A 21,426-nucleotide genomic window follows, 5' to 3' on the forward strand; every position below is an offset into this window, starting at 1 on the left:
ACCCATACCACGTGATTTCTCAATGAGGCAGTCAGGTGGACGCTCTTTGTAAACGTGAGGCGCGTCAAGACGTCAGGTCGTCGACCGCTACTTGATGAATGCCGCCCAGAGAGCGGCGTTGGCAAGCGTGCCGGTCTCGTTCATGTGACAAGCGTCGGAGGGGTTGCGGCCGTCATTTCCGATCGTGTCGGTATCGGGCCCTTGGCGGATGTTGAGCGCGTCATCGACAGCGGAGAGTTGACCGGCACGTACCGCAGCCGTGTTCTTCGGCTCGGCCATGCCGCATTTGGTGCTGCGTGACAGATAGAAGGGCGCATCGAACCCGGCCGCTCGAAATCGCTTCACGAGCTGATGCAACAGCGAGGCATATTGTTCTGCTGATATCGTTGACCTCGCGTCCGTTTCACCTTGCTGAAACAGAAAATGCGTCGGCGTCAGGCCCGCTGCCTTCAGCTTCGAGATGGCGTTTGTGATCCAATCCGCCCGCTCATTGTTCAAAAACGAAAGCGAGGAGCTGCCAATGGCAAGGGGTACGACGATCACGCGATCGTAGCGCCCGGCCTGGATCAGGATGTCGCCGAGTCGCGTTGCAAAGCTCCCGCCTATGCCATCGGCGCCCAGCAGGGGATCGGCGGCAGCAAAGCATTTGCCCGTGAGCGGGTCGAAATTGTCGACGGCTTCGCGCGCGGTATGTCGGGCGCTTCCCCAATTGCCCGCATTGCTCTGGCCGTGCACGACGATGATTGCCGTGTTGCCGGAGGTGTGGGCGCAGGGCCGTTCGACACGCGCCGGCGGGGCAAGCGCAGCCAAACCGGTCTGGTGGGCGCTCGACGTCAGTAGCGGGCCCGCAAACGTACCGATCAGAAGGCCGGTACTCAGGAACGCGATAAGCCGCGACAATGGACCTGCTCTCCAAGGCAATTCAGCTTCATCGCGGGAGCACGCAGCTCGCCCGATCATCGCAAGACGGCGTGCATCAGACCGTGTTTACCGATCCGGGGCGGATCGCGACCGATCTGAGGCCGCCCAACTCGGCGCATGCTAAACCGGCCAGTGTTGAGAGCTTGTTAATGGTCCGCAAGCCCCCCCGGCAAATCTCTCCCGACCTGCGTTTCAAAACCGCCTTGTCATCAGCCGTGAATAGTAGTTCACTTCTTCAAAGCGATGAGCTCTCTATCGCTCAAGACATTGAAGGTGTGCGCGTTCTGGCAGGCTCCTCGGGGCTTGAGGGCGCGCCGGGGACGGAAAACGCGCCATGGTCTATCGGCGAACCCATCAGGTCGTAAAGCGACTGGCGGCGCGGCGTAGCGCCATCCTGGCGGCGGCGCGGGACGCTGCGGCCGAAGGCGGCATGGCGGCGGTGCAGATCGCCCCGGTTGCGGTCCGCGCAAATGTCGCGGCCGGCACCGTCTATCGTTACTTCCCCTCCAAGGCCGAACTGATTTCCGAACTGATCGCCGAGGTTTCGCGGGACGAACTGGCCGCGATCCGCCGCGCGGCGGATGCGGCGCCGGGACCGTCCTCGGCGCTCGCCGCCGCCGTCACCACGGTTGCCGTGCATGTGCTGTCGCAGCGCAAGCTCGCCTGGGGCATTCTGGCCGAACCTGTCGATGTCGACGTCTCGGTGTCGCGGCTTGCCAGCCGCCGCGAAATCTCCGGCGAGATCGCTGCCAGAATTGACGCCGCGGTGCGTGCCGGCCATCTGCCGGCGCAGGATACCGCGCTCGCCGCCACCGCGCTGCTCGGTGCGCTGCATGAATCGCTGGTTGGCCCGCTGGCGCCCGAGAATCTGGATGACCCAGCGAAGCTGCGCGATGCCGTGCAAACGGTCACACTTTTGGCGCTGCGCGCCGTCGGCGTGATGGATGCCCGCGCCCGCGGCCTCGTGGTGCAGGCGGTGCTGCCGGCCAAGGCGCTGGTCGGGGCCTAGAAACTTCCCCCCTTTGCGACACGCCTCTGTCGCAACCATTTGCCCCGCTGCGGCTTATCGACGGTCCAACCCGCGATCAGGAGCATGCGATGAGCACGACATCAGGGTCCGCCAAATGGCAGGGCGGCATCAAGGACGGCAAGGGCGCGATCTCGACCAAAAGCGGCGCGCTGAACGATTATCCTTACGGATTTTCGAGTCGCTTCGAGGGTAAGCCTGGCTCCAATCCGGAGGAATTGATCGGCGCGGCGCATGCCGCGTGCTTCACGATGGCGCTGTCGCTGATTCTGGGGGAAGCCAAGCTCACCGCCGAGCACATGGAAACCAAGGCCGACGTGACGCTCGAAAAACAGGGCGATGGTTTTGCCATCACCTCGATTCATCTGACGCTGAATGCGAAGATTCCGGGCGCCGACAAGGCAAAGTTCGAGGATCTGGCTGGTAAAGCGAAGGCGGGCTGTCCGGTGTCGAAACTGCTGAATACCAAGATCACGCTGGACGCGACGCTGCAGTAGCACCGTCATACCGGTATGGTCCGCAGGACCAGACCTCAGATGCGCGATTGCGCATCGGGGAATCTCGAGATTCTCAGGGGCGCAAGGGGCGCCCCGTAGTTCGATGCTGCGCATCGCCCCGGAATGACGGTGATCCCATCACTTATCGGGCTTGCCTTCCCCACCGACAGTGGCGATGCGCACCATGTTGGTGGTGCCGGGGATGCGAAGCGGCACGCCGGCGACGATGATCACGCGCTGGCCTGCATTGGCGAAGCCGTCACGAAACGCGATCGAGCCGGCGCGGTCGACCATGTCGTCCTGGTCGTGCGCATCTTCCGCCACCACGCAATGCACGCCCCAGACGACCGACAATTTGCGGCCGGTCGCAAGGTTCGGCGTGATCGCCACCACCGGCAGCTTCGGCCGCTCGCGCGCCACGCGGATCGCCGTGGAGCCCGACGAGGTCCAGCAGATGATCGCCGACAATTCCAGCGTCTCGGCGATCTGCCGCGCGGCGTCGGCGATGGCGTCGCCGACCGTATTCTCCGGTTCGGCCCGCTGCGCCGACAGCACCGAGCGATAGGTCGGATCGCGCTCCACCTCTTCGCCGATGCGATTCATGGTCGAAACCGCTTCGATCGGGAATTTGCCGGCGGCGGACTCCGCCGACAGCATGATGGCGTCGGCACCTTCATAGACCGCGGTCGCTACGTCGGAGACTTCGGCGCGCGTCGGCACCGGCGCCTGGATCATCGATTCCAGCATCTGGGTTGCGATCACCACCGGTTTGCCGGCGCGGCGCGCCATCCGCGTCATCTGTTTCTGCAGGCTCGGCACCCGCTCCAGCGGCAGCTCGACGCCGAGGTCGCCGCGCGCCACCATCAGCGCGTCGGAAGCATCGATGATTTCGGCGAGCCGGTCGATCGCCTGCGGCTTTTCGATCTTGGCCATGACAGCGGCGCGGCCGCGGATCATCCGCTTGGCTTCATGGACGTCCTCGGCGCGCTGCACGAAGGAGAGCGCGATCCAGTCGACACCGGTCACCAGGGCTGCTTCGAGATCGGCCCGATCCTTCGGCGTCATCGCCGACACAGGCAGGTCGGTATCGGGCAGGCTGACGCCCTTGCGGTCCGACATCTTGCCGCCGATCACCACGCGCGTTACCGCGCGTTCGGACGAGGTTTCCTCGGCGATCAGGCGCACTTTGCCGTCGTCGAGCAGCAGCGCATGGCCCGGCCGAAGTGCGGCGAGGATTTCCGGATGCGGCAACTGCACGCGGTTGTTGTCTCCCGGCGCTTTGTCGGAATCGAGTACAAAGCTCTGGCCGTTCTTCAACTGGGTCGAACCTTCGGTGAACGCGCCAAGCCGCAGCTTCGGTCCCTGCAGGTCGACGAGAATGCCGATCGGACGGCCGTAGCTGCTCTCGACATTGCGGATGGTATTGACCAACTCGCGCATCTTGTCGTGCGGTGTGTGGCTCATGTTGATGCGGAATACGTCCGCACCCGCCTCGAACAGCTTCCGGATCATCGCGCTGTCGGACGATGCCGGGCCGAGGGTCGCGAGAATCTTGATGCGACGGAGCCGTCTCATTGCTTGGGCGCCGGGGCTGGCGGCAGACCCGGTCCGCCCGGCGGATTGGACAGGCCGGGAACCCCGCCGGGGCCCCCCGGTCCCATTGTTCCTGGAATTCCCGGCACGCGCTGCGCGGGCTGCTCGTTGGCTTCTGTCAATTGCACGGTCCACGCTCGCTGTTCGCCTGTATCGACCTCGAAGAACCCGGTGCGGTCATAGCCGCGCGCCAGGCAGTTCTCGGTACCCTTGATGGTGAATTCCTTATCACGCGAACACATGAAGGCCTGCCCCGACCATTCGCCGCCACGGTCATAGTCGAGCGCGTAGATGTAATAGTAGCGCGCAACAAGAGTTCCGCGCAGCAGTGTCTCGCAACTGCGTGACGACACGTTCCACCACCCTTCAGTGGTCCAGCCCTCGGCATCCTTGTAGCCCAGCGCGATGCCGACCCGGCTGGACGTGTTGTTGCAGAGCCGGAAATCGGCCGCCGCTGGACTGCTCCACAGACACGCCACCGCAAGCAGCGGCGCAAGGCCGGCGGCGGTCACGCGAGCGGGGAGGGGAGACAAGCAGCGCGAATATTTTCCGATCATGCGGCGAAGCTATATCAAATCATTTACGATTTCGCGTGACCTGGCGGGGCCTGTCAACGGCCGGGAACGCCTTTCCCGCGCTATGGGAAACCGGGACTCCCTTGTGAGATCGCCAATTTGCGCGCAGATATGGCAAAATCTGTGACAATTGCCACCTGATACCAATATGCTCGGCACATGTGATGCGGGATCCAAGGCCATGACGATCGACGACAAAACCAGAACAGAACTGGAAGCCGCCGTTTTCCGGCGCCTGGTCGGCCACCTGCGTGCCCGCACCGACGTGCAGAACATCGATCTGATGAATCTGGCCGGCTTCTGCCGTAACTGCCTGTCCAACTGGATGAAGGAGGAGGCCGACGCCAAGGGGGTCGCCGTCAGCAAGGACGAGAGCCGCGAGGCGGTCTACGGCATGCCCTATGAGGATTGGAAGGCGAAATATCAGGGCGCCGCGACGCCCGAGCAGCTAGCCGCAATGAAGAAGGTTCATCCCGGGCAGTGAGTTCAACATACACGTAGTGAGTTCGTCATTCCGGGATGGTGCGCTAGCACCAGACCTCAGATGCGCAACCGCGCATCGGGGAATCTCGAGATTCTCAGGTGCGCAATTGCGCACCATAGCTCGATGCTTCGCATCGCCCCGGAATGACAGCGTGCCCCCTTCTCCTGTGGGCGCGCTGTGGATGAGCGCGATGCTGCCTTGACGCAAGGCCCCCCGATCTTGAGGGTCATCCGCACAAAAGCGCCGTGCGGTAACGCGTGCGGCGCTTGATCTTCGAGCATCACAATCAGTTCCACTCAGGAGTACCCGATGGCCACCTCCGCCGCCGCCGTCCAGGACGAGCCCGCGACAAGATTCGCCAAAGACCAGCTCAAGGCCATCATCGAGCGCATCGAGCGTCTGGAAGAAGAGAAGAAGACGATCTCCGACGACATCCGTGACGTCTATGCCGAAGCCAAGGGCAACGGCTTCGACACCAAGGCGCTGCGCACCATCGTGCGGATGCGCAAGCAGGATGCCAACGAGCGCGCCGAGCAGGAAACCATTTTGGAAACCTACATGCAGGCGCTCGGGATGCTGTGACGTTTCCGTCGTCCTGGCCAAGCGAACCAACGGGTCCGGCCCTCGGCCGGCCCGATGACAGGCTCCGTGAGCGCGAGCCGGGCCCCATAACCACAAATGGTAACGTTGTGCAAAGCTGGGGCCACAGCCGGCTCTAACGCGCACGCTCGTGGTTATGGGTCCTCGCGTTCGCGAGGACGACGGCGAATTTTGCGGAAAGGGCGCCTAGCGCAGCGCGGCGGTGCGCAGCACGAACGACTGCGTCGGCAGTTGTGCGGTTGCCGATCCTGTGAAGCGATCGCAGGTCATGCCCATCATCGGATCTTCCGAGAACGTCATGGAGACCGCGGCCTGCGGCTTGACGAAGTGGGCGCGCATCTGGGTCATCTCGGTGTCGCCGAGCACGGTCGTCGACATCGCGCTGCTGGCGCTCGGCGCCAGCATCACCACCCGCATCCAGATATTGTTGCCCTGCGCGGCGGCAAGGCGGGTCGACGTGGAGACCACGCTGTCCTGACCCTGGGTGCCTTTGGCGACAACGGTGTTGATCTCGGTCGCTGCGGCGCCGGAGTTGCGCGCCGGGCGGGCAGGGCGCGGGATAGCCGCGGACGCGGCGACGACGTTGGAGCGATCGACCGGCGAAGAAGCGGCCGGCGCATAGGCCATTGCCTTGGCGAACGCGTCGCTGACGCTGGCGGTCGGCTGCGGATCGGTGGCGGCGGCGAGCGCCTGGCGGGCGCGGAGGGCCGCGACCTGCGCCGGGGTCGCCTGGTTCGCCGCGGTCGGTACGTCGTCCCAGAAGCCGCGGGAATTGATGATATCGGCCGGCGTTTGCGGCCTCGGCTCGGCCTTGTCGGCGGACGCCTGCGCAACCTGTTTGGTCTCAGGCTTGTTTGTCTCAGGCTTGGGCTCGGCTCGAGCTTTGGGCGCCGACACGAGCTGGGCGTCGGCCGACGCGAGCTGGATCGTCGCACCGACCGGCTTTGCGCGCGGGGTCGGGACCGGTTCGGCGGATTTCACAGCAGCCACACTGGTCGGTGCGGGCTTCTCGTTCTTGACGGGGGCGCCGCCGCCCTCGTCATCCTCTTCAGTCGACTTGCCGCCCCTGAACAGCGCCGCGAACAGGTTCGGCATCTTGATGGTCGCGGCACTATCGCCATTGCCACGGCGTTCGATGTCGGCGCGGGCCAGTTCATAGCCCTTCATCGGACCGCCATTGGACGGCAGGTGCACCGTGCGTCCGTCCGGGAATACCCTGGCAAGCTGATCGTGGGTCATGCGCGGCCAGTGACGAACGCTGCCGGTATCGAGGTGGACGAAAGGCGATCCGGAGGTCGGGTAGAAGCCGACGCCGCCACGCTGCAAGCGGAGGCCGGCGGCGCGGATCTGCTCCAGCGGCACGTCCGGGATGTAGAAGTCCATGGCGTGGCCGAGCATGTGCTGGCTGAAGCGCGCCACGCCGGAGGAACGGCGGCGGAGCATGGAGTTGGTGGCGGGGGAGCGATAGGCGGAGATGATCTGGATCGGCTTCTTGCCGTCGACGTCGCGGTAGACTTCCCAGATGATATCGAACAGGTGCCGATCCATCGTGGTGGAGTCCTGGCTGCGCCAGTCGCGAAGGAAGTGATTGAGCTTCTTCAGCGCCTCTTCGTCGTAGCGCCCGTCGCGCTTGAAGGTGACGGTGAGATCTTCGCCGGAATGGGTATGGTGGAAGGAGAGGGTGCGGGTTTCGTTCAGCGCCGTCGCATCATGCACCGTGCCGGCGCCGGCCAGCAGCAAAAGCGACGTCAAGCCGATCCGACATCCGGCCTTTGGCAGAGCAAGCGGATTGAATTGGCGCGCGAAACCAGCCAGCACGTATGAGCCCACCCAGTCGACGAGCGTTCACGGTGTTTCTTTTGCAGACCCCCAGCAAAAGACGATGAACGCTTTCTTAAAGCAGGAGGGTTAACCGAGGTTTACCGTCCTGCCCCCAAGCAAGCCTTAACCTAACGCGTTGACTGTGGCGAAAACGTGCCCGGTGCCGAATCCGGATGGATGGTGGTTAACGTAAACAATCTCTCCGGTGGGGAGAGATTGTTGATTTTGTTCGGAAATTCTACGCTCGGGCAGTGGTGCTCCGGATTACCGGGTGAACCGCGGTTGCGGCCGGCGACCGATCGGGGCCGGCGGCGTCATGGGCGACGGACCGCCGAACAGGCGCTCGAAGAATGACGGGCCGGAGGAGAAGGTGTTGTCGCTGGCGAAGTTGACGCCGGCCGGCAGGCTCGAGCCGGCCGGCCGCGAATAGCTCGGCTGCGCATGGGCAACCATGGCCTCCAAGTCCCTGCTGCGGCCGTTCCTGAGCAGGGCGATCATCGTGGCGTCGCGGCCATAGACGTCCTTGCGGAGCTGCAGCTTGCCGGCATCGTCCACGAAAGCCGTCTGGTAGGTGATGTTGACCGGGATCGGCGTCGGGAATTTCAGGTCGATCTCGCTGCGGCCGTACATGCTGCGGATCTTTTCCGGCGTGTAGCGCTCGTTCGGCATCACGATATTGAGCAGGGTCGAGGCGTATTGATCCGGATTCTGCACCCGCATGCAGCCATGGCTGAAGGCGCGTTCTTCCTTCGCGAACAGATGCTTGTCCGGTGTGTCGTGCTGATAGACCAGGAACTTGTTCGGGAAGTTGAAGCGGATGCGGCCGAGCGCATTCGCTTCACCGGGCGGCTGCGAAATGTGGATGCTGCCGTCGCGGCGGCGCTCGAGCCTCAAGCCCATGCGATCCAGCACGGTCGGATCCTGCTGCAGGGCAGGCAGATATTCGTTGTAGATGATCGACGGCGGTACGTTCCAGGTCGGATTGACGGTGATGAACTTCATCGTTTCCGTCAGCATCGGCGTGGCGTGTTTGCCCGGCTTTCCGGTCACGACCCTCGTTGTCCAGACCGGGGCCCCGTTCTGCATCACCTTCAGTGTGAAGTCGGGCACATTGAGAATGACATAGGCGTTGCCGAGCGAGGCTGCGCCGAGTTGGCGCGGCAGCCAGCGCAAGCGCTCCAGATTGACGAGGACGGTATCGATCTGCCGGTCGCGCTTCGGGCTGTTGATCGCCTTCACCGTGCGGTCGTCGAGCACGCCGGTCGGCTTGAGATCGGCGCTCTCCTGGAATTTGCGCACGGCGGCAGCAACCTTGGCGTCGTAATGCGTGCCGTCGGGATTTTCGGTGACGCCGAGCTTGGCGCGCAATTGCGGCACGCGCGGGTCTTCCGGCGCGACCTCACCCTGCTTCTTGGTGGCCGCCTTGTACGCCAGCGCGGGACCCTCGGCGATGTGGATCATCGGTCCGTCGCCCTGGCCGCGCAGCTCGGCGAGCTTGGCCTTCAGATCCTTGTAGAGCTTGTGCGGCGGGTTGTAGCCGTCGAGCGCCGCCGAAGCGTCCTTGGCGGTCGAGATGTTGGCAAGCACTTCGGCCGGATCGGTCGGGTGCTCGGGGTAGAGGATGTCGCCAGCGACCTGCGACCAGTGCATCCGGCCGCTCTGGGCCTGTCGCGCATAGTCGAGCATGCTCGCGGTCAGTTTCAGTTCGGCTTCGGCGAGCTGGTCCGGCGAGGTCGCGGCGGCAAAATCAGGTACCGGATAGTCGGCAGGATTGAGGCCCTCGGCGGCGGCGTCTTTCAGGCGGGCGATCACGCCCTTGCCGCTGTCGGTCAATTTGCCGGCTTGCGTCCATTGCGGCGCATAGTCCCGCGCCGAGTAGAACTTCTCGACGGCAGCGCGCTCGTTCTTGCGGTCGAAATCGCGCAGCGATTTGGCGCCGAGCATGTCGCGCAACCGGTCGGCGACCGGTTGGTCGGCCGGTGCGACGGTGCTGACCTTCACCGGCTCCTTGGCCGGTTCGGGGGCGGGCGCGGTGGCTGTCGCAGCCGGAGGCGTGGTCGTGGCGGCGTCGCTCGGCTTGGCCGCCGGCGCGGTGACGTTCTCCGTCGGCTTGATATCTGTCTTGATATCCGTCTTGGGTTCAGCCGCCTTCGGGGTCGTCCCCGGTTCGGCCGGCTTCGCTGTGGTCTTGGCCGCATCGGGCACCGCGCCGGTCGAGTCCATCTTGAAATCGCCGATGGTGGGAGGCGGAACGTTAGCCGGCTCGGGACGGGGAACTGCTGCGTCGATCGCGAGTTCGGCAGCACTGGCGCGCGGCGTATCCGACGGAGCCGCCAGTGCTGAGGTCGCTGATACCGTGAGGAAGGTTGCCGCGACGGCCATCAGCACGCGGTCAAATCCTGCACGATTCGAACAGTCACGCATCGTCACACCCCCTTGGGCGAAACTGCCCCGGCATGGAACAGTCGTTGGCATCGTTCATAGCTTGCGCGGGAAAGCGCCGGCCTCGATTGGTTTTTCAGTCGTACGCCTGCACGCCATGATTCAACGCAGACGATACATGTGCCCCTTTCATGCAGCCAGCGCCATGCGGGACAACTCACGACAAACTGACCTCAAACTACCCGTTTGCATTCGGATCTCGCGGTTTTGCCACGCTCCCCACCTTTTGTCTGTCACCGCCAAGCCACGGTTCAAAAGCTTCCGAACGACCGATGTCCTTGGTTTGCCACGATCTTTGCCACGCGGGCGCCGTAATCGCGTAAGCACCCGTTGCTCGCGTCTCAACTGGCGTCCTGCGCGCCGCCTTCGGCTGGGTCGCTGGCGGCAGCTTCATCGAGCTTGCGGTAGAGCGTGGAACGACCGATCTTGAGCCGTCGCGCGACTTCCGACATCTGGCCGCGATAATGCGAGATCGCGAAACGGATGATTTCGTTTTCCATGTCCTCGAGCGGCCGCACCTCGCCGGTGGCGGTCAGCATCGAAAGGCTGCCGGCGTTGGCGAGCGGGGCAATTGGTATTTCGCTACCCGACACCATGGCAGGCGCCGTCGACGGCGCGACGACCAGCGGCTCGCTGTGCGTTAGCTGGCCGTCCGGCACGGCCTGGCCGAGGACTTGCGGGAAATCAGACAGGCCGAGTTGATCGCTCTCGCTCATGACGACGGCGCGATACACCGTGTTTTCGAGTTGGCGGATGTTGCCGGGCCAATCGAGCTGCGCGAGATGGGTCACGGCCTCGCCGCTGATGCCGGCGATGGTGCGGTTCTCCTCGGCGGCAAAGCGGGCCAGGAAATACCGCAGCAGATGCGGGACGTCTTCGCGCCGCATCCGCAGCGGCGGGATGGTCAGCGGCAGCACGTGCAGCCGATAGAACAGGTCCTCGCGGAACGCGCCGCTCTTCACGAGGTCGAGCAGCCTGCGGTTGGTCGCGGAAATGATGCGGACATCGACCTTCACCGGCTTGCGGCCTCCGACCGCCTCGACGGTTCCTTCCTGCAGCGCGCGCAAGAGTTTTACTTGCGCTGCGAGCGGGAGCTCGCCGACTTCATCGAGAAACAGCGTGCCGCCGGAAGCTTCGACGAACTTGCCCACGTGCCGTTCGGTGGCGCCGGTGAAGGCGCCCTTCTCGTGGCCGAACAGGATCGATTCCACGAGATTGTCGGGAATGGCGCCGCAATTGACCGCGACGAAGGGTTTCGCCTTGCGTTCGCCGGAACCGTGAATGGCGCGGGCGAACAATTCCTTGCCGACGCCGGATTCGCCCTCGATCAGAACAGGAATGCTGGAAGCTGCCGCCTTCTGCGCGGTGCGCAGCACGGCTGCCATGGTTTCGCTGCGTGTGATGATGTCGGCAAAGGTCAGCCGTCCCTCGCGGCTGTGGCGGATGCGCTGCAATTCGCCCTTGAGCGCCGAGGTGTTGAGCGCGTTGCGCAGCGACACCTGCAGCCGTTCGAAGCCGACCGGCTTAACCACGAAATCCTGCGCGCCGGCGCGCATCGCCGAAACCACATTGTCGATGCCGCCATGCGCGGTCTGCACAATGACGGGGATGCTCAGGCCTGCTTCGCGCATTTTTGCGAGCACGCCGAGCCCATCGAGGCCGGGCATTACGAGGTCGAGCACGACCGCGTCGATCGCCTGCGCATCCGGAGCCGTCAGTAAAGCGACGGCCGCATCGCCGCTGTCGACGACCAGGGGCTCATAGCCGCACTTCTGCACCATGTTTTCAACCAAACGGCGCTGCACGGCGTCGTCGTCGGCAATCAAAATGGTGGCAGCCATGGCTCTCCCCGCACGCTACTGTATTGTACCGAATCGGGGCAAATTTCGCCGATGCCGATTAACGTTCTCTTAAACGTTGAAAACGGCGTTGTTGAGAAGCGGCTAGACGCTGAGGTGTGGCCACACTTCGAGCGCGCCGCGATAGCACATGTCGAGAGCCACATAGAGTATGATGGCGAGGCCGACATAGGCGATCCAGCGGTGCTTCTCCAGCAGGCGCGCGATGAAGTTGGCGGCAAGCCCCATCAGCGCGATGGAGAGCGCCAATCCGAAAACCAGAATCATCGGATGCTCGCGCGCTGCGCCCGCGACGGCGAGCACGTTATCGAGCGACATCGAGACGTCGGCGAGCGTGATCTGCCAGACGGCCTGGCCAAGCGTTTTTTGATGACGTCCAGCGGCGGACGCGTCGATCGTGCTTGCGGCTGAGAGACTCTGCAATTTCGGTTCATCATGATGCGACGTACGCAACTCGCGCCACATCTTCCAGCACACCCAAAGCAGCAGAACGCCGCCGGCGAGCAGCAGTCCGATGATTTGCAGCAACTGGACCGTTACGGAGGCGAAGCCGATGCGCAGGGCGGTGGCGGCCAATATGCCGATCACAATTGCCTTCCTGCGCTGGCCCTCGGGGAGACCCGCGGCCGCAAGTCCGATGACGATCGCATTATCGCCGGCGAGCACCAGGTCGATCATGATGACCTGGAAGAGCGCTGTCAGGTGTTGCGAGGAGATTAATTCCAGCATGCGGGCCACTCCGTTGAAGTGTCCAATCCGACATCGCAGTTCGCGTGAACTGCCAGAGGGGCCCGGGCTTGGACGTGCGCAAAAAAGGACGCAGTCAGACTGCGGATAGATTCGTTGCCGTTACTCAGGTTGATCCGGGAGGGTGAAGAGCCTGACCATCTGGTCCGGCTCGATCAGAACGGAGATGACGACGCCGATGAACGTCAGGCTTCCGGCGAGGTCGAACCACATGATGCGGAATCGGTCGCGCCGGCAGATCAGCGCGAAGCCGGCCGTCAAGGCGGCAACGCCGAAGAGCAGCGTGACGATCGCGGGCGCCAGCGCATCCGCCGGCACCACGTTCCGGATTCCCACGGTCGCAATCAGCGCCACGAGCAGGATGCCGGCGAACAACTCCTTGCCGCGAGCCGCAGGGGAGCGGGCGGTCGTTTCAACAATCTGACTGCGGTCCAAGAAGGCCATCGGATTCTTATTCGCGAGCTAAGATTGTGGTAGGGAACATTACCTACCCGGTCATTCATTCCAGATAGTTTAGTAATCATGAAACGAGTAAAACATCAAGATGGTTCCGCTGAACGCCAGCCGGCTAAGGCCGCGCCGGACGCCAAGCAGTTGCGGAAACTGGCCGGGGATTGGTTGAAGCAGCGAAGGGCGGATGCCGAATTGTCGCAGGCAGACCTCGCTGCCCGCCTCGGCCTGAAATATTACACGTTCATCTCCCAGGTCGAGAACGGGTTCAGTCGAGTTCCAACTGAAGTTATGGGAGCTTGGGCCGGCGAATTGGGTCTTGAACCGGCCGCCTTCGCTAGGCATCTGTTAAGATACTACGAGCCGGAATTGCACCGGCTGCTGTTCGGAGCGGAAAGCACATGAGCGTGGTTGCGTTCGAGCGCAGACAGGACGCGGGCGAGTGGAGCGAGCGAGAACTCAGCACCATTGTCGCGGCTCTGAACGCCGCGCTTGCGCCGGGCACCGGACGCGAATGGGAAACCGGCATGACGGAGAAGCGTGATGCCCAGTTCTACCTGCTGGGACCGCTTCCGGATCAGGCTTGCGAGCTGTGCGTGTCGCGGATCGGCGGAAATTATATCCTTGAGGATGGTTTTGGGCGGCTGCTCTTCGAGCACCGAAACCTCGATCTCGTCGCGCTGCACGCGCGGGCGGCAGTCCCGAGCACGTCGTGGCTTATGGTACGCGTGATCGTGTTATGGTGCGCGGTCCGTAGCGTGATGCACGAAAGGCTCGAGCCGATGCTCGCCGAAAGCGAGGAACTGCTTGTCCAATTGGCACCGCAGCTTTCGGCTTTCGCCTGATCTCGCCCAATTTCCTGATCACCTCTCAATTCTGAAAGTGTCATGAGCGCAAAATCTGCGACCTCCCGAGCCGTCAAGACGTCCCGTAAGCCCGCCAAGGGCAGCAAGGCGAGCACAGCCAAACCCAAAACCGGCAAATTGCCGGAGTGGAATCTCGCCGATCTTTATTCCGGCATCGACGCGCCTGAAATCGCACGCGATCTGCAGAAGATGGATACCGACTGCGTCGCGTTTGAAACGGATTACAAAGGCAAGCTGGCGGAAGGCGTTGCCCGCGACGAGGGCGGTCTTTGGCTGGCGGAGGCGATCAGGCGCTACGAGGCGATTGACGATTTGGCCGGCCGGCTCGGCTCCTATGCAGGCCTCGTTCATGCCGGCGACAGCGTCGATCCCGTGATTTCCAAGTTCTACGGCGACGTCTCCGAGCGGCTGACGGCGGCCTCGCTGCATCTGCTGTTCTTCGCGCTCGAACTCAACCGCATCGAAGACGCCGTGATCGAGCGCGCGATGCAAACGCCCGAGCTCGCGCATTTCCGGCCGTGGATCGAGGATCTGCGCAAGGACAAGCCATATCAGCTCGAAGATCGCGTCGAGCAGTTGTTTCACGAAAAATCCCAGAGCGGCTATGCCGCCTGGAACCGGCTGTTCGACCAGACCATCTCCGGCCTGCGCTTCAAGGTCGGGACCAAGGCGCTCGCGATCGAGCCGACGCTCAATCTGCTGCAGGACCGCGCGCCGGAAAAGCGCAAGGCCGCTGCGCAGGCGCTGGCGAAAACGTTCAAGGATAATGAGCGGACCTTTGCCCTCGTCACCAACACGCTCGCCAAGGACAGGGAGATTTCCGATCGCTGGCGTGGCTTCCAGGACGTTGCGGATTCGCGCCATCTGAATAACCGCGTCGAACGCGAGGTCGTCGATGCGCTGGTCGGCTCGGTTCGCGCGGCCTATCCGCGGCTGTCGCACCGCTACTACAATCTGAAGGCCGGCTGGTTCAAAAAGAAGAAGCTGGCGCATTGGGACCGCAACGCGCCGCTGCCGTTCGCGGCGGCCGGCACGATCGCCTGGCCCGAGGCGCAGAAGATGGTGCTGACGGCCTATCGCGGCTTCTCCGCCGAGATGGCTGATATCGCGGAACGTTTCTTCACCGACCGCTGGATCGATGCGCCGGTGCGGCCGGGCAAGGTGCCGGGCGCGTTCTCGCACCCGACCACGCCCTCGGCGCATCCCTATGTGCTGATGAATTACCAGGGCAAGCCACGCGACGTGATGACGCTGGCGCATGAGCTCGGCCATGGCGTGCACCAGGTGCTGGCGGCGAAGAACGGCGCGCTGATGGCGCCGACGCCGCTGACGCTTGCGGAGACGGCAAGCGTGTTCGGCGAAATGCTGACCTTCAAGCGGCTCCTGTCGCAGACCAAAAACGCCAAGCAGCGCCAGGCGCTGCTGGCCGGCAAGGTCGAGGACATGATCAACACCGTGGTGCGGCAGGTTGCGTTCTATTCGTTCGAGCGCGCCGTGCACACCGAGCGCAAGAACGGCGAACTGACCGCCGAGCGCATCGGCCAGATCTGGCTCAGCGTGCAGGGTGAAAGCCTCGGGCCGGCCATCGACATCCGCCCGGGCTACGAAAACTTCTGGATGTACATTCCGCACTTCATCCATTCGCCGTTCTACGTCTATGCCTATGCGTTCGGCGATTGCCTGGTGAACTCGCTTTACGCCGTCTACGAAAACGCCGCCGAGGGTTTCGCAGAGCGCTATCTCGCCATGCTCGCGGCCGGCGGCACCAAGCATTATTCCGAACTGCTCAAGCCGTTCGGGCTGGATGCCAAGGATCCCAAATTCTGGGACGGCGGGCTGTCGGTCATCGCAGGCATGATCGACGAGCTGGAATCGATGGGCTGACGGGTTCGGCCGCGGGCACGAAACGGAATTGTGATGGGCGCTGACTCAATTTCTGCCGCCGGCGCCCTACATGATGTCGGTGACGACAGAAGGGGAGTGCCCCATGATCGACACCCCGACGCGGCGCGTTGTCCTTGGAGCGGGCGTCTTCGCAGCCGGTTCGCTGCTTGTCATCGACGGTAGCGTTGCTCAGGCCCCGCTTGCTCCCACCCCCGAATGCCATGACGGCGACGCCGCAACAGTGGCGCAGACCGAAGGGCCGTTCTTCAAGCCTTCTTCGCCCGAGCGGGTCGAACTGATTGAAGAAGGCATGCCAGGACAGCCGATCGAACTGGTCGGCTTCGTCCTTACCCGCGCCTGCAAACCGATCGCCGGAGCCTTGCTGGATTTCTGGCAGGCCGACGACAAGGGCCGATATGACAATTCCGGTTTTCGCTTGCGTGGCCACCAATTCTCCGATGCGGAAGGGCGCTACCGGTTGCGCAGCATCGTGCCCGGCGCCTATGTCGGCCGTACACGCCATATCCACGTGAAAGTGCAGCCGGGCGGCGGCCGCGTGCTGACCACCCAGCTCTATTTCCCGGGCGAAGCGCTGAACCGTACTGACGGCCTGTTTCGCAAGGAGTTGCTGGTGCGCACGGCCAAGAACGCCGGCTGGCTCGCGGGGCGTTTCGATTTCGTGGTCGGCTAGTGGCGGCTCGCCTTCCGGCCGGGCGATGCATTTCCAGGCGACGTTTCGAGACGGGTTGGAAATTGCTGGAGGGGTTGGGGCGGCCCGAGAGCCAAGCGTAAAACATTTGTTGAACGGGCCGCTGAGATGCGTTATACATATTGTATAACGGAGCTCGTGCCATGAACAAAACCCCTCGCGGAATGGAAGAAGCCTCTCGCGAATACAGGCTGGAGGACACCGCCCTTCAAATCCGGAAGATCGGTAATTCGGTCGGTGTGATCCTGCCGAAAGAGCTTCTTGCCCGGCTCAATCTCAAGGAAGGCGACAAGTTCTATCCGGTCGAACAACCGGATGGCAGCCTGCGGCTTTCGCCATTCAATCCCAAGCACGCGCGGACCATGGAAATCGCCCGCCAGGTCATGCACGAATATCGCGATACGTTCGCCGCGCTTGCAAAGTGAGCGATCCCATCTGGCTCGATGTCGACGAAGTCATCGACATGCATGCCGAGCAACTGGCGATATTCGGCGGACCGGAAGGCACTCGGCATCGTGGCCTTCTCGAGTTGGCGGTTTTGCGGTCAGCTAACCGATGGAATGACGGGCACGTGGACATGCCTGCACTTGCCGCAGCCTATGCGTTCGGTCTCGCCCGTAACCACGCGTTCGTGGACGGCAACAAGCGTATTGCGTTCCACGCCATGATGGTCTTCTTGCGCGTCAACGACATACCCTTTGCGCCCGATCCGGCGCACGCCACCGCCATCATCCTTTCCCTCGCCGCAGGCGAGGTCAGCGAAGAAAGCCTGGCCCGCTGGATCCGGGATAATTGGCCTTCCGAATGACCCGATAGGCAAGGGGCCGTTGCCCTCCCAAACGCTTTGCGGTAATTGCACGCGAGAAACGCGGATTTTGACTGGGGATACCGATGGCAGACCATAACGAAGTGGCCTACACGACCGCTGACGGCAACGACTACGCGGCCCATGAGCAGACCTATGAAGGGTTCATCATGTTGGTCAAATACGGCACCGTCGCCGTCGTCATCATTGTCGCCCTGATGGGCTATTTCCTGACCTGACGCGTCGCTGCCTGCACCGCCGGCCCTGGCGGTGGCCAGAAAATTCGCACGCATGCCGGTTGCGAAACCGGTATCCAACTAAGCGGAAAAGACGCTAGTTTGCTTGCGCGCGCCTGCCGCGCCGGGGAGGCCTCATGAAAATTGCCGTTGCCAAGGAAATCGATCCGTCCGAACCGCGGGTTGCCGCTTCCCCGGACACAATCAAGAAATTCAAGGCGCTGGGCGCCGAAGTTGCGATCGAACCGGGTGCGGGCATCAAGTCGGGGCTGCCGGATTTCGAATTCACCGCCGTCGGCGCCACCGTCAGCGCGGACGCGTTGAAGGACGCCGACATCATCATCAAGGTGAAACGGCCGGAGGCCTCAGAACTCGCCAGGTACAAGCGCGGCGCGCTGGTCATCGCCATCATGGACCCTTACGGCAATGAGGCGGCGCTGAAGACGATCGCGGATGCCGGCGTCTCGGCATTTGCGATGGAACTGATGCCGCGCATTACGCGCGCGCAAGTGATGGACGTGCTGTCCTCGCAGGCAAATCTCGCCGGCTATCGCGCGGTGATCGAGGCGGCCGAGTCCTTTGGTCGCGCGTTCCCGATGATGATGACGGCGGCCGGCACCGTGCCGGCGGCGAAGGTGTTCGTGATGGGCGTCGGCGTTGCCGGCCTGCAGGCAATCGCGACCGCGCGCCGGCTCGGTGCCGTCGTTACCGCAACCGACGTGCGTCCGGCCACCAAAGAGCAGGTCGAATCGCTCGGCGCCAAATTCCTCGCGGTCGAGGACGAAGAGTTCAAGAACGCCCAGACCGCCGGTGGCTACGCCAAGGAAATGTCGAAAGAGTATCAGGCAAAGCAGGCCGCACTCACCGCCGAGCACGTCAAGAAGCAGGACATCGTGATCACGACCGCGCTGATCCCGGGTCGCCCCGCGCCAAGGCTCGTCAGCGCCGAGATGGTCAAATCGATGAAGCCGGGCTCGGTGCTGGTCGATCTCGCCGTCGAGCGCGGTGGCAACGTCGAAGGCGCAAAGGCGGGCGAGGTCGTCGATCTCGATGGCATCAAGATCGTCGGTTACACCAATGTCGCCGGCCGCGTGGCGCAATCGGCCTCGAGCCTTTACGCCCGCAACCTGTTCTCGTTCATCGAGACGCTGGTCGACAAGGCGAACAAGGCGCTCGCGGTCGATTGGGAAGACGAACTGGTGAAAGCCACCGCGCTGACCAAGGATGGCGCCGTCATCCATCCGAACTTCCAGCCGAAAGCCTAAGGAGAGAAGCCATGGAGCATGTCGCCCAAGTCGTCGATCCCTTCGTATTTCGGCTGTCGATTTTCGTCCTAGCCGTCTTCGTCGGCTACTTCGTGGTCTGGTCGGTGACGCCGGCGCTGCATACGCCGCTGATGTCGGTGACCAATGCGATCTCCTCGGTGATCGTGGTCGGCGCGCTGCTCGCGGTCGGCGTCGGCATGATCTCGAGCGGCTCGGGCTGGGCGCGCGGTTTCGGCTTCATCGCGCTGATCTTCGCCTGCGTGAACATTTTCGGCGGCTTCCTTGTCACCCAGCGCATGCTGGCGATGTACAAGAAAAAGGTGAAGTGAGTGGCGCGCACCTCGTGGTGATAAAGTCAAATGGGGACCTGAGATGAACGCCAATCTGGCAGCAGTTCTTTATCTTGTGGCAGGTGTGCTGTTCATCCTGTCGCTGCGCGGGCTGTCGAGCCCGGCATCGTCCCGCCAGGGCAATCTGTTCGGCATGATCGGCATGGCGATTGCAGTCGGCACGACGCTCGCCAGTCATCCGCCGGCGGACGCTGTCGCCTGGGTGCTGGTCATCCTCGGCATCGCCATCGGCGGGACGGTCGGGGCGGTGATCGCGCGGCGCGTGCCGATGACGTCGATGCCGGAACTGGTCGCTGCTTTCCACTCGCTGGTCGGCATGGCCGCGGTGCTGGTCGCCGCGGGCGCCTTCTATGCGCCGGAAGCCTTCGATATCGGCAAGCCCGGCGCCATCCACGCCTCGAGCCTGGTCGAGATGTCGCTTGGCGTCGCCATCGGCGCGCTGACCTTCACCGGTTCGGTGATCGCCTTCCTGAAGCTCTCCGCGCGCATGAGCGGTGCTCCGATCATCCTGCCCGGCCGCCACATCATCAACATCGCGCTCGCGCTTGCGCTGGTGTTCTTCATTTTCGGCCTGGTCCGCTCCGGCAGCGCGCTCGACTTCTGGCTGATCACCATCATCGCGCTGGTGCTGGGCGTGCTCATGATCATCCCGATCGGCGGCGCCGACATGCCGGTCGTGATCTCGATGCTGAACTCCTATTCGGGGTGGGCCGCGGCCGGCATCGGATTTACGCTCGGCAATTCCGCGCTGATCATCACCGGCGCGCTGGTCGGCTCGTCCGGCGCGATCCTGTCCTACATCATGTGCCACGCGATGAACCGCTCGTTCATCTCGGTCATCCTCGGCGGCTTCGGCGGCGAGACGGCGGCCGCGGGCGGCGGCTCCGGCGAGCAGAAGCCGGCAAAACTCGGCTCGGCCGACGACGCCGCCTTCATCATGAAGAACGCCTCCAAAGTCATCATCGTACCCGGCTACGGCATGGCGGTGGCGCAGGCCCAGCACGCGCTGCGCGAGATGTCCGACCTGTTGAAGAAGGAAGGCGTCGAGGTGAAGTACGCCATTCACCCGGTCGCGGGCCGCATGCCCGGCCACATGAACGTGCTGCTCGCCGAAGCCAATGTGCCCTATGACGAGGTGTTCGAGCTCGAGGACATCAACTCCGAATTCGCCCAGGCCGACATCGCCTTCGTGATCGGCGCCAACGACGTCACCAACCCGGCGGCGGAAGAAGACAAGACCTCGCCGATCTACGGCATGCCGGTGCTGCAGGTCTGGAAGGCCGGCACCGTGATGTTCATCAAGCGCTCGCTGGCGTCGGGCTATGCCGGCATCGACAATCCGCTGTTCTACCGCGACAACACCATGATGCTGCTCGGTGACGCCAAGAAGGTCACCGAGAACATCGTCAAGGGGATGTAACGCGATCGCAGGACATTCATGACCGGGCTGAAATGGCTGCTGATCATCGTTTCGGCGGGTTATATCTGTGGTCTGCTCGCGATGTTCTTCGCGCAGCGCGCCGTGCTGTTTCCTGCCCCGACAAGCGTGCGCACGCCGCCGCAAGCGGCTGGCTTTCCCGAAGCAGAAGAACATGTCCTGGCCACAGCCGACGGTGAGAAGGTCATCGTCTGGCATGTTCCGGCCAGGCCGGGGCGCCCGGTCGTCCTCTACTTCCACGGCAATGGCGATTATCTCGCCGGCTTCTTCGGCCGGTTTCGCGGCCTGATCGCCGACGGGACAGGAATCGTCGCGCTCTCCTATCGCGGCTATGCCGGCTCGAGCGGGCAGCCGAGCGAGCAGGGATTGCTGCAGGATGCCGCGGCGGCCTATGCTTTCACGGCAGCGCGATACAGCGCGGACAGAATCGTTGCGTGGGGATTCTCCCTGGGCACCGGCGTCGCGGTTGCGCTGGCAGCCGAACAGCCGGTCGGAAAGCTGATCCTGGAATCGTCCTATACGTCCATCGTGGACGTCGGCGCGTCCGCGTTCTGGTTCGCGCCGGTGCGGCTGTTGATGCGGGATCAGTTCCACTCCGACCGGCGCATCGCCCGGATCAGGGTTCCGCTGCTCATGATGCATGGCGCGCTCGATCCCACGATACCCGTTGCCTTTGGCGAACGGCTGTTCGCGCTGGCCAACGAGCCGAAGCGGTTTGTCCGCCTTGCCCGGGGAGGTCACAACGATCTGGACAATTTCGGCGCGATTGAAATCGCGCGGAATTTTATCAACCTTGCGCAGGGATGGTCGCAGCATGGACGGGCGTATCTTCCGTCCAACCGGCTGGGAACCTGACC

24 protein-coding genes are annotated in these 21,426 nt (G+C 63.3%); 16 read left to right on the plus strand and 8 right to left on the minus strand.

Features of this window, described 5'->3' with window-relative positions:
- Positions 1–87: 87 nt before the first annotated feature.
- Positions 88–900 (minus strand): sialate O-acetylesterase, encoded by an 813-nt coding sequence (locus LMTR3_RS00330; RefSeq protein WP_065743130.1) that lies wholly within the window; start codon positions 898–900, stop codon positions 88–90.
- Between LMTR3_RS00330 and LMTR3_RS38280 the strand changes: the two genes are divergently transcribed.
- The 3 genes from LMTR3_RS38280 (at position 900) to LMTR3_RS00345 (ending at position 2,445) form a co-directional block, all read left to right on the plus strand.
- Positions 900–1,286, plus strand: coding sequence for a hypothetical protein (locus tag LMTR3_RS38280; protein ID WP_065743131.1), 387 nt, complete (start codon positions 900–902; stop codon positions 1,284–1,286). The two genes, LMTR3_RS00330 and LMTR3_RS38280, sit on opposite strands and share 1 nt — an antisense overlap.
- Positions 1,256–1,930: a TetR/AcrR family transcriptional regulator gene (locus LMTR3_RS00340; protein ID WP_065743132.1), complete on the plus strand. Its 675-nt coding sequence runs from the start codon at positions 1,256–1,258 to the stop codon at positions 1,928–1,930. The genes LMTR3_RS38280 and LMTR3_RS00340 overlap by 31 nt, the downstream gene beginning before the upstream one ends.
- Before the next feature lie 89 nt (positions 1,931–2,019).
- Positions 2,020–2,445: an OsmC family protein gene (locus tag LMTR3_RS00345; protein WP_065743133.1), complete on the plus strand. Its 426-nt coding sequence runs from the start codon at positions 2,020–2,022 to the stop codon at positions 2,443–2,445.
- A gap of 138 nt (positions 2,446–2,583) precedes the next feature.
- On the opposite strand, the gene pyk is transcribed toward LMTR3_RS00345, so the two are convergent.
- Together pyk and LMTR3_RS00355 are read right to left on the minus strand one after the other, a co-directional pair.
- Positions 2,584–4,020, minus strand: a complete 1,437-nt coding sequence (gene pyk / locus LMTR3_RS00350) for a pyruvate kinase (protein ID WP_065743134.1) — start codon at positions 4,018–4,020, stop codon at positions 2,584–2,586.
- Positions 4,017–4,595, minus strand: a complete 579-nt coding sequence (locus LMTR3_RS00355) for a DUF1036 domain-containing protein (RefSeq protein ID WP_065743135.1) — start codon at positions 4,593–4,595, stop codon at positions 4,017–4,019. Before LMTR3_RS00355 ends, pyk begins: the two co-directional genes overlap by 4 nt.
- A 199-nt stretch (positions 4,596–4,794) precedes the next feature.
- Between LMTR3_RS00355 and LMTR3_RS00360 the strand changes: the two genes are divergently transcribed.
- The gene (locus tag LMTR3_RS00360) at positions 4,795–5,097 is read left to right on the plus strand and encodes a DUF1244 domain-containing protein (RefSeq protein WP_065743325.1); all 303 of its coding nucleotides are present in this window, start codon (positions 4,795–4,797) and stop codon (positions 5,095–5,097) included.
- 309 nt (positions 5,098–5,406) lie between these two features.
- Positions 5,407–5,679, plus strand: coding sequence for a DUF2312 domain-containing protein (locus LMTR3_RS00365; RefSeq protein ID WP_057847308.1), 273 nt, complete (start codon positions 5,407–5,409; stop codon positions 5,677–5,679).
- Positions 5,680–5,883: 204 nt separating this feature from the next.
- Here the strand turns inward: LMTR3_RS00365 and mepK are convergent, their stop codons facing one another.
- The 5 genes from mepK to LMTR3_RS00390 form a co-directional block, all read right to left on the minus strand.
- Complete coding sequence (mepK, locus tag LMTR3_RS00370) at positions 5,884–7,527, minus strand: peptidoglycan L,D-endopeptidase MepK (RefSeq protein WP_065743136.1); 1,644 nt, start codon at positions 7,525–7,527, stop codon at positions 5,884–5,886.
- 255 nt (positions 7,528–7,782) lie between these two features.
- A complete protein-coding gene (locus LMTR3_RS00375) occupies positions 7,783–9,942 on the minus strand; it encodes a L,D-transpeptidase family protein (protein ID WP_065743137.1) in 2,160 nt (719 codons plus the stop codon).
- A 359-nt stretch (positions 9,943–10,301) separates the two neighbouring features.
- Positions 10,302–11,801 (minus strand): sigma-54-dependent transcriptional regulator, encoded by a 1,500-nt coding sequence (locus tag LMTR3_RS00380; RefSeq protein ID WP_065743138.1) that lies wholly within the window; start codon positions 11,799–11,801, stop codon positions 10,302–10,304.
- 102 nt (positions 11,802–11,903) lie between these two features.
- Positions 11,904–12,548, minus strand: a complete 645-nt coding sequence (locus tag LMTR3_RS00385; RefSeq protein ID WP_065743139.1) for a TerC family protein — start codon at positions 12,546–12,548, stop codon at positions 11,904–11,906.
- Between the two features lie 120 nt (positions 12,549–12,668).
- Complete coding sequence (locus LMTR3_RS00390; protein WP_141686406.1) at positions 12,669–12,941, minus strand: hypothetical protein; 273 nt, start codon at positions 12,939–12,941, stop codon at positions 12,669–12,671.
- A 147-nt stretch (positions 12,942–13,088) separates the two neighbouring features.
- On the opposite strand from LMTR3_RS00390, the gene LMTR3_RS00395 reads away from it, so the two are divergent.
- From LMTR3_RS00395 to LMTR3_RS00445, 11 genes are all read left to right on the plus strand, one after another.
- Positions 13,089–13,421 carry a helix-turn-helix domain-containing protein gene (locus tag LMTR3_RS00395; RefSeq protein ID WP_065743141.1) on the plus strand — a complete coding sequence of 111 codons (333 nt, stop codon included), beginning with the start codon at positions 13,089–13,091 and terminating at the stop codon, positions 13,419–13,421.
- Positions 13,418–13,861, plus strand: coding sequence for a hypothetical protein (locus LMTR3_RS00400; RefSeq protein ID WP_065743142.1), 444 nt, complete (start codon positions 13,418–13,420; stop codon positions 13,859–13,861). The genes LMTR3_RS00395 and LMTR3_RS00400 overlap by 4 nt, the downstream gene beginning before the upstream one ends.
- Before the next feature lie 42 nt (positions 13,862–13,903).
- Positions 13,904–15,766: a M3 family oligoendopeptidase gene (locus LMTR3_RS00405; protein ID WP_065743143.1), complete on the plus strand. Its 1,863-nt coding sequence runs from the start codon at positions 13,904–13,906 to the stop codon at positions 15,764–15,766.
- Positions 15,767–15,869: 103 nt separating this feature from the next.
- Positions 15,870–16,457, plus strand: a complete 588-nt coding sequence (locus LMTR3_RS00410) for a dioxygenase family protein (protein ID WP_210184666.1) — start codon at positions 15,870–15,872, stop codon at positions 16,455–16,457.
- A 182-nt stretch (positions 16,458–16,639) separates the two neighbouring features.
- Entirely contained in the window at positions 16,640–16,900 is a 261-nt protein-coding gene (locus LMTR3_RS00415; RefSeq protein WP_065743145.1) for an AbrB/MazE/SpoVT family DNA-binding domain-containing protein, read from the plus strand.
- Entirely contained in the window at positions 16,897–17,283 is a 387-nt protein-coding gene (locus LMTR3_RS00420; RefSeq protein WP_084029304.1) for a type II toxin-antitoxin system death-on-curing family toxin, read from the plus strand. The genes LMTR3_RS00415 and LMTR3_RS00420 overlap by 4 nt, the downstream gene beginning before the upstream one ends.
- Positions 17,284–17,366: 83 nt before the next feature.
- Positions 17,367–17,519, plus strand: coding sequence for an aa3-type cytochrome c oxidase subunit IV (locus tag LMTR3_RS00425; RefSeq protein ID WP_065743146.1), 153 nt, complete (start codon positions 17,367–17,369; stop codon positions 17,517–17,519).
- 134 nt (positions 17,520–17,653) lie between these two features.
- Positions 17,654–18,781, plus strand: coding sequence for a Re/Si-specific NAD(P)(+) transhydrogenase subunit alpha (locus LMTR3_RS00430; RefSeq protein WP_065743147.1), 1,128 nt, complete (start codon positions 17,654–17,656; stop codon positions 18,779–18,781).
- Between the two features lie 11 nt (positions 18,782–18,792).
- A complete protein-coding gene (locus tag LMTR3_RS00435) occupies positions 18,793–19,110 on the plus strand; it encodes a proton-translocating transhydrogenase family protein (RefSeq protein ID WP_018453812.1) in 318 nt (105 codons plus the stop codon).
- Between the two features lie 43 nt (positions 19,111–19,153).
- Positions 19,154–20,551 (plus strand): NAD(P)(+) transhydrogenase (Re/Si-specific) subunit beta, encoded by a 1,398-nt coding sequence (locus LMTR3_RS00440; RefSeq protein ID WP_065743148.1) that lies wholly within the window; start codon positions 19,154–19,156, stop codon positions 20,549–20,551.
- An 18-nt stretch (positions 20,552–20,569) separates the two neighbouring features.
- Positions 20,570–21,424: an alpha/beta hydrolase gene (locus LMTR3_RS00445; protein ID WP_065743149.1), complete on the plus strand. Its 855-nt coding sequence runs from the start codon at positions 20,570–20,572 to the stop codon at positions 21,422–21,424.
- The last annotated feature ends 2 nt before the right edge of the window (positions 21,425–21,426 follow it).

It is taken from the genome of Bradyrhizobium sp. LMTR 3, assembly GCF_001693485.1.
Classification (GTDB): Bacteria; Pseudomonadota; Alphaproteobacteria; order Rhizobiales; family Xanthobacteraceae; genus Bradyrhizobium.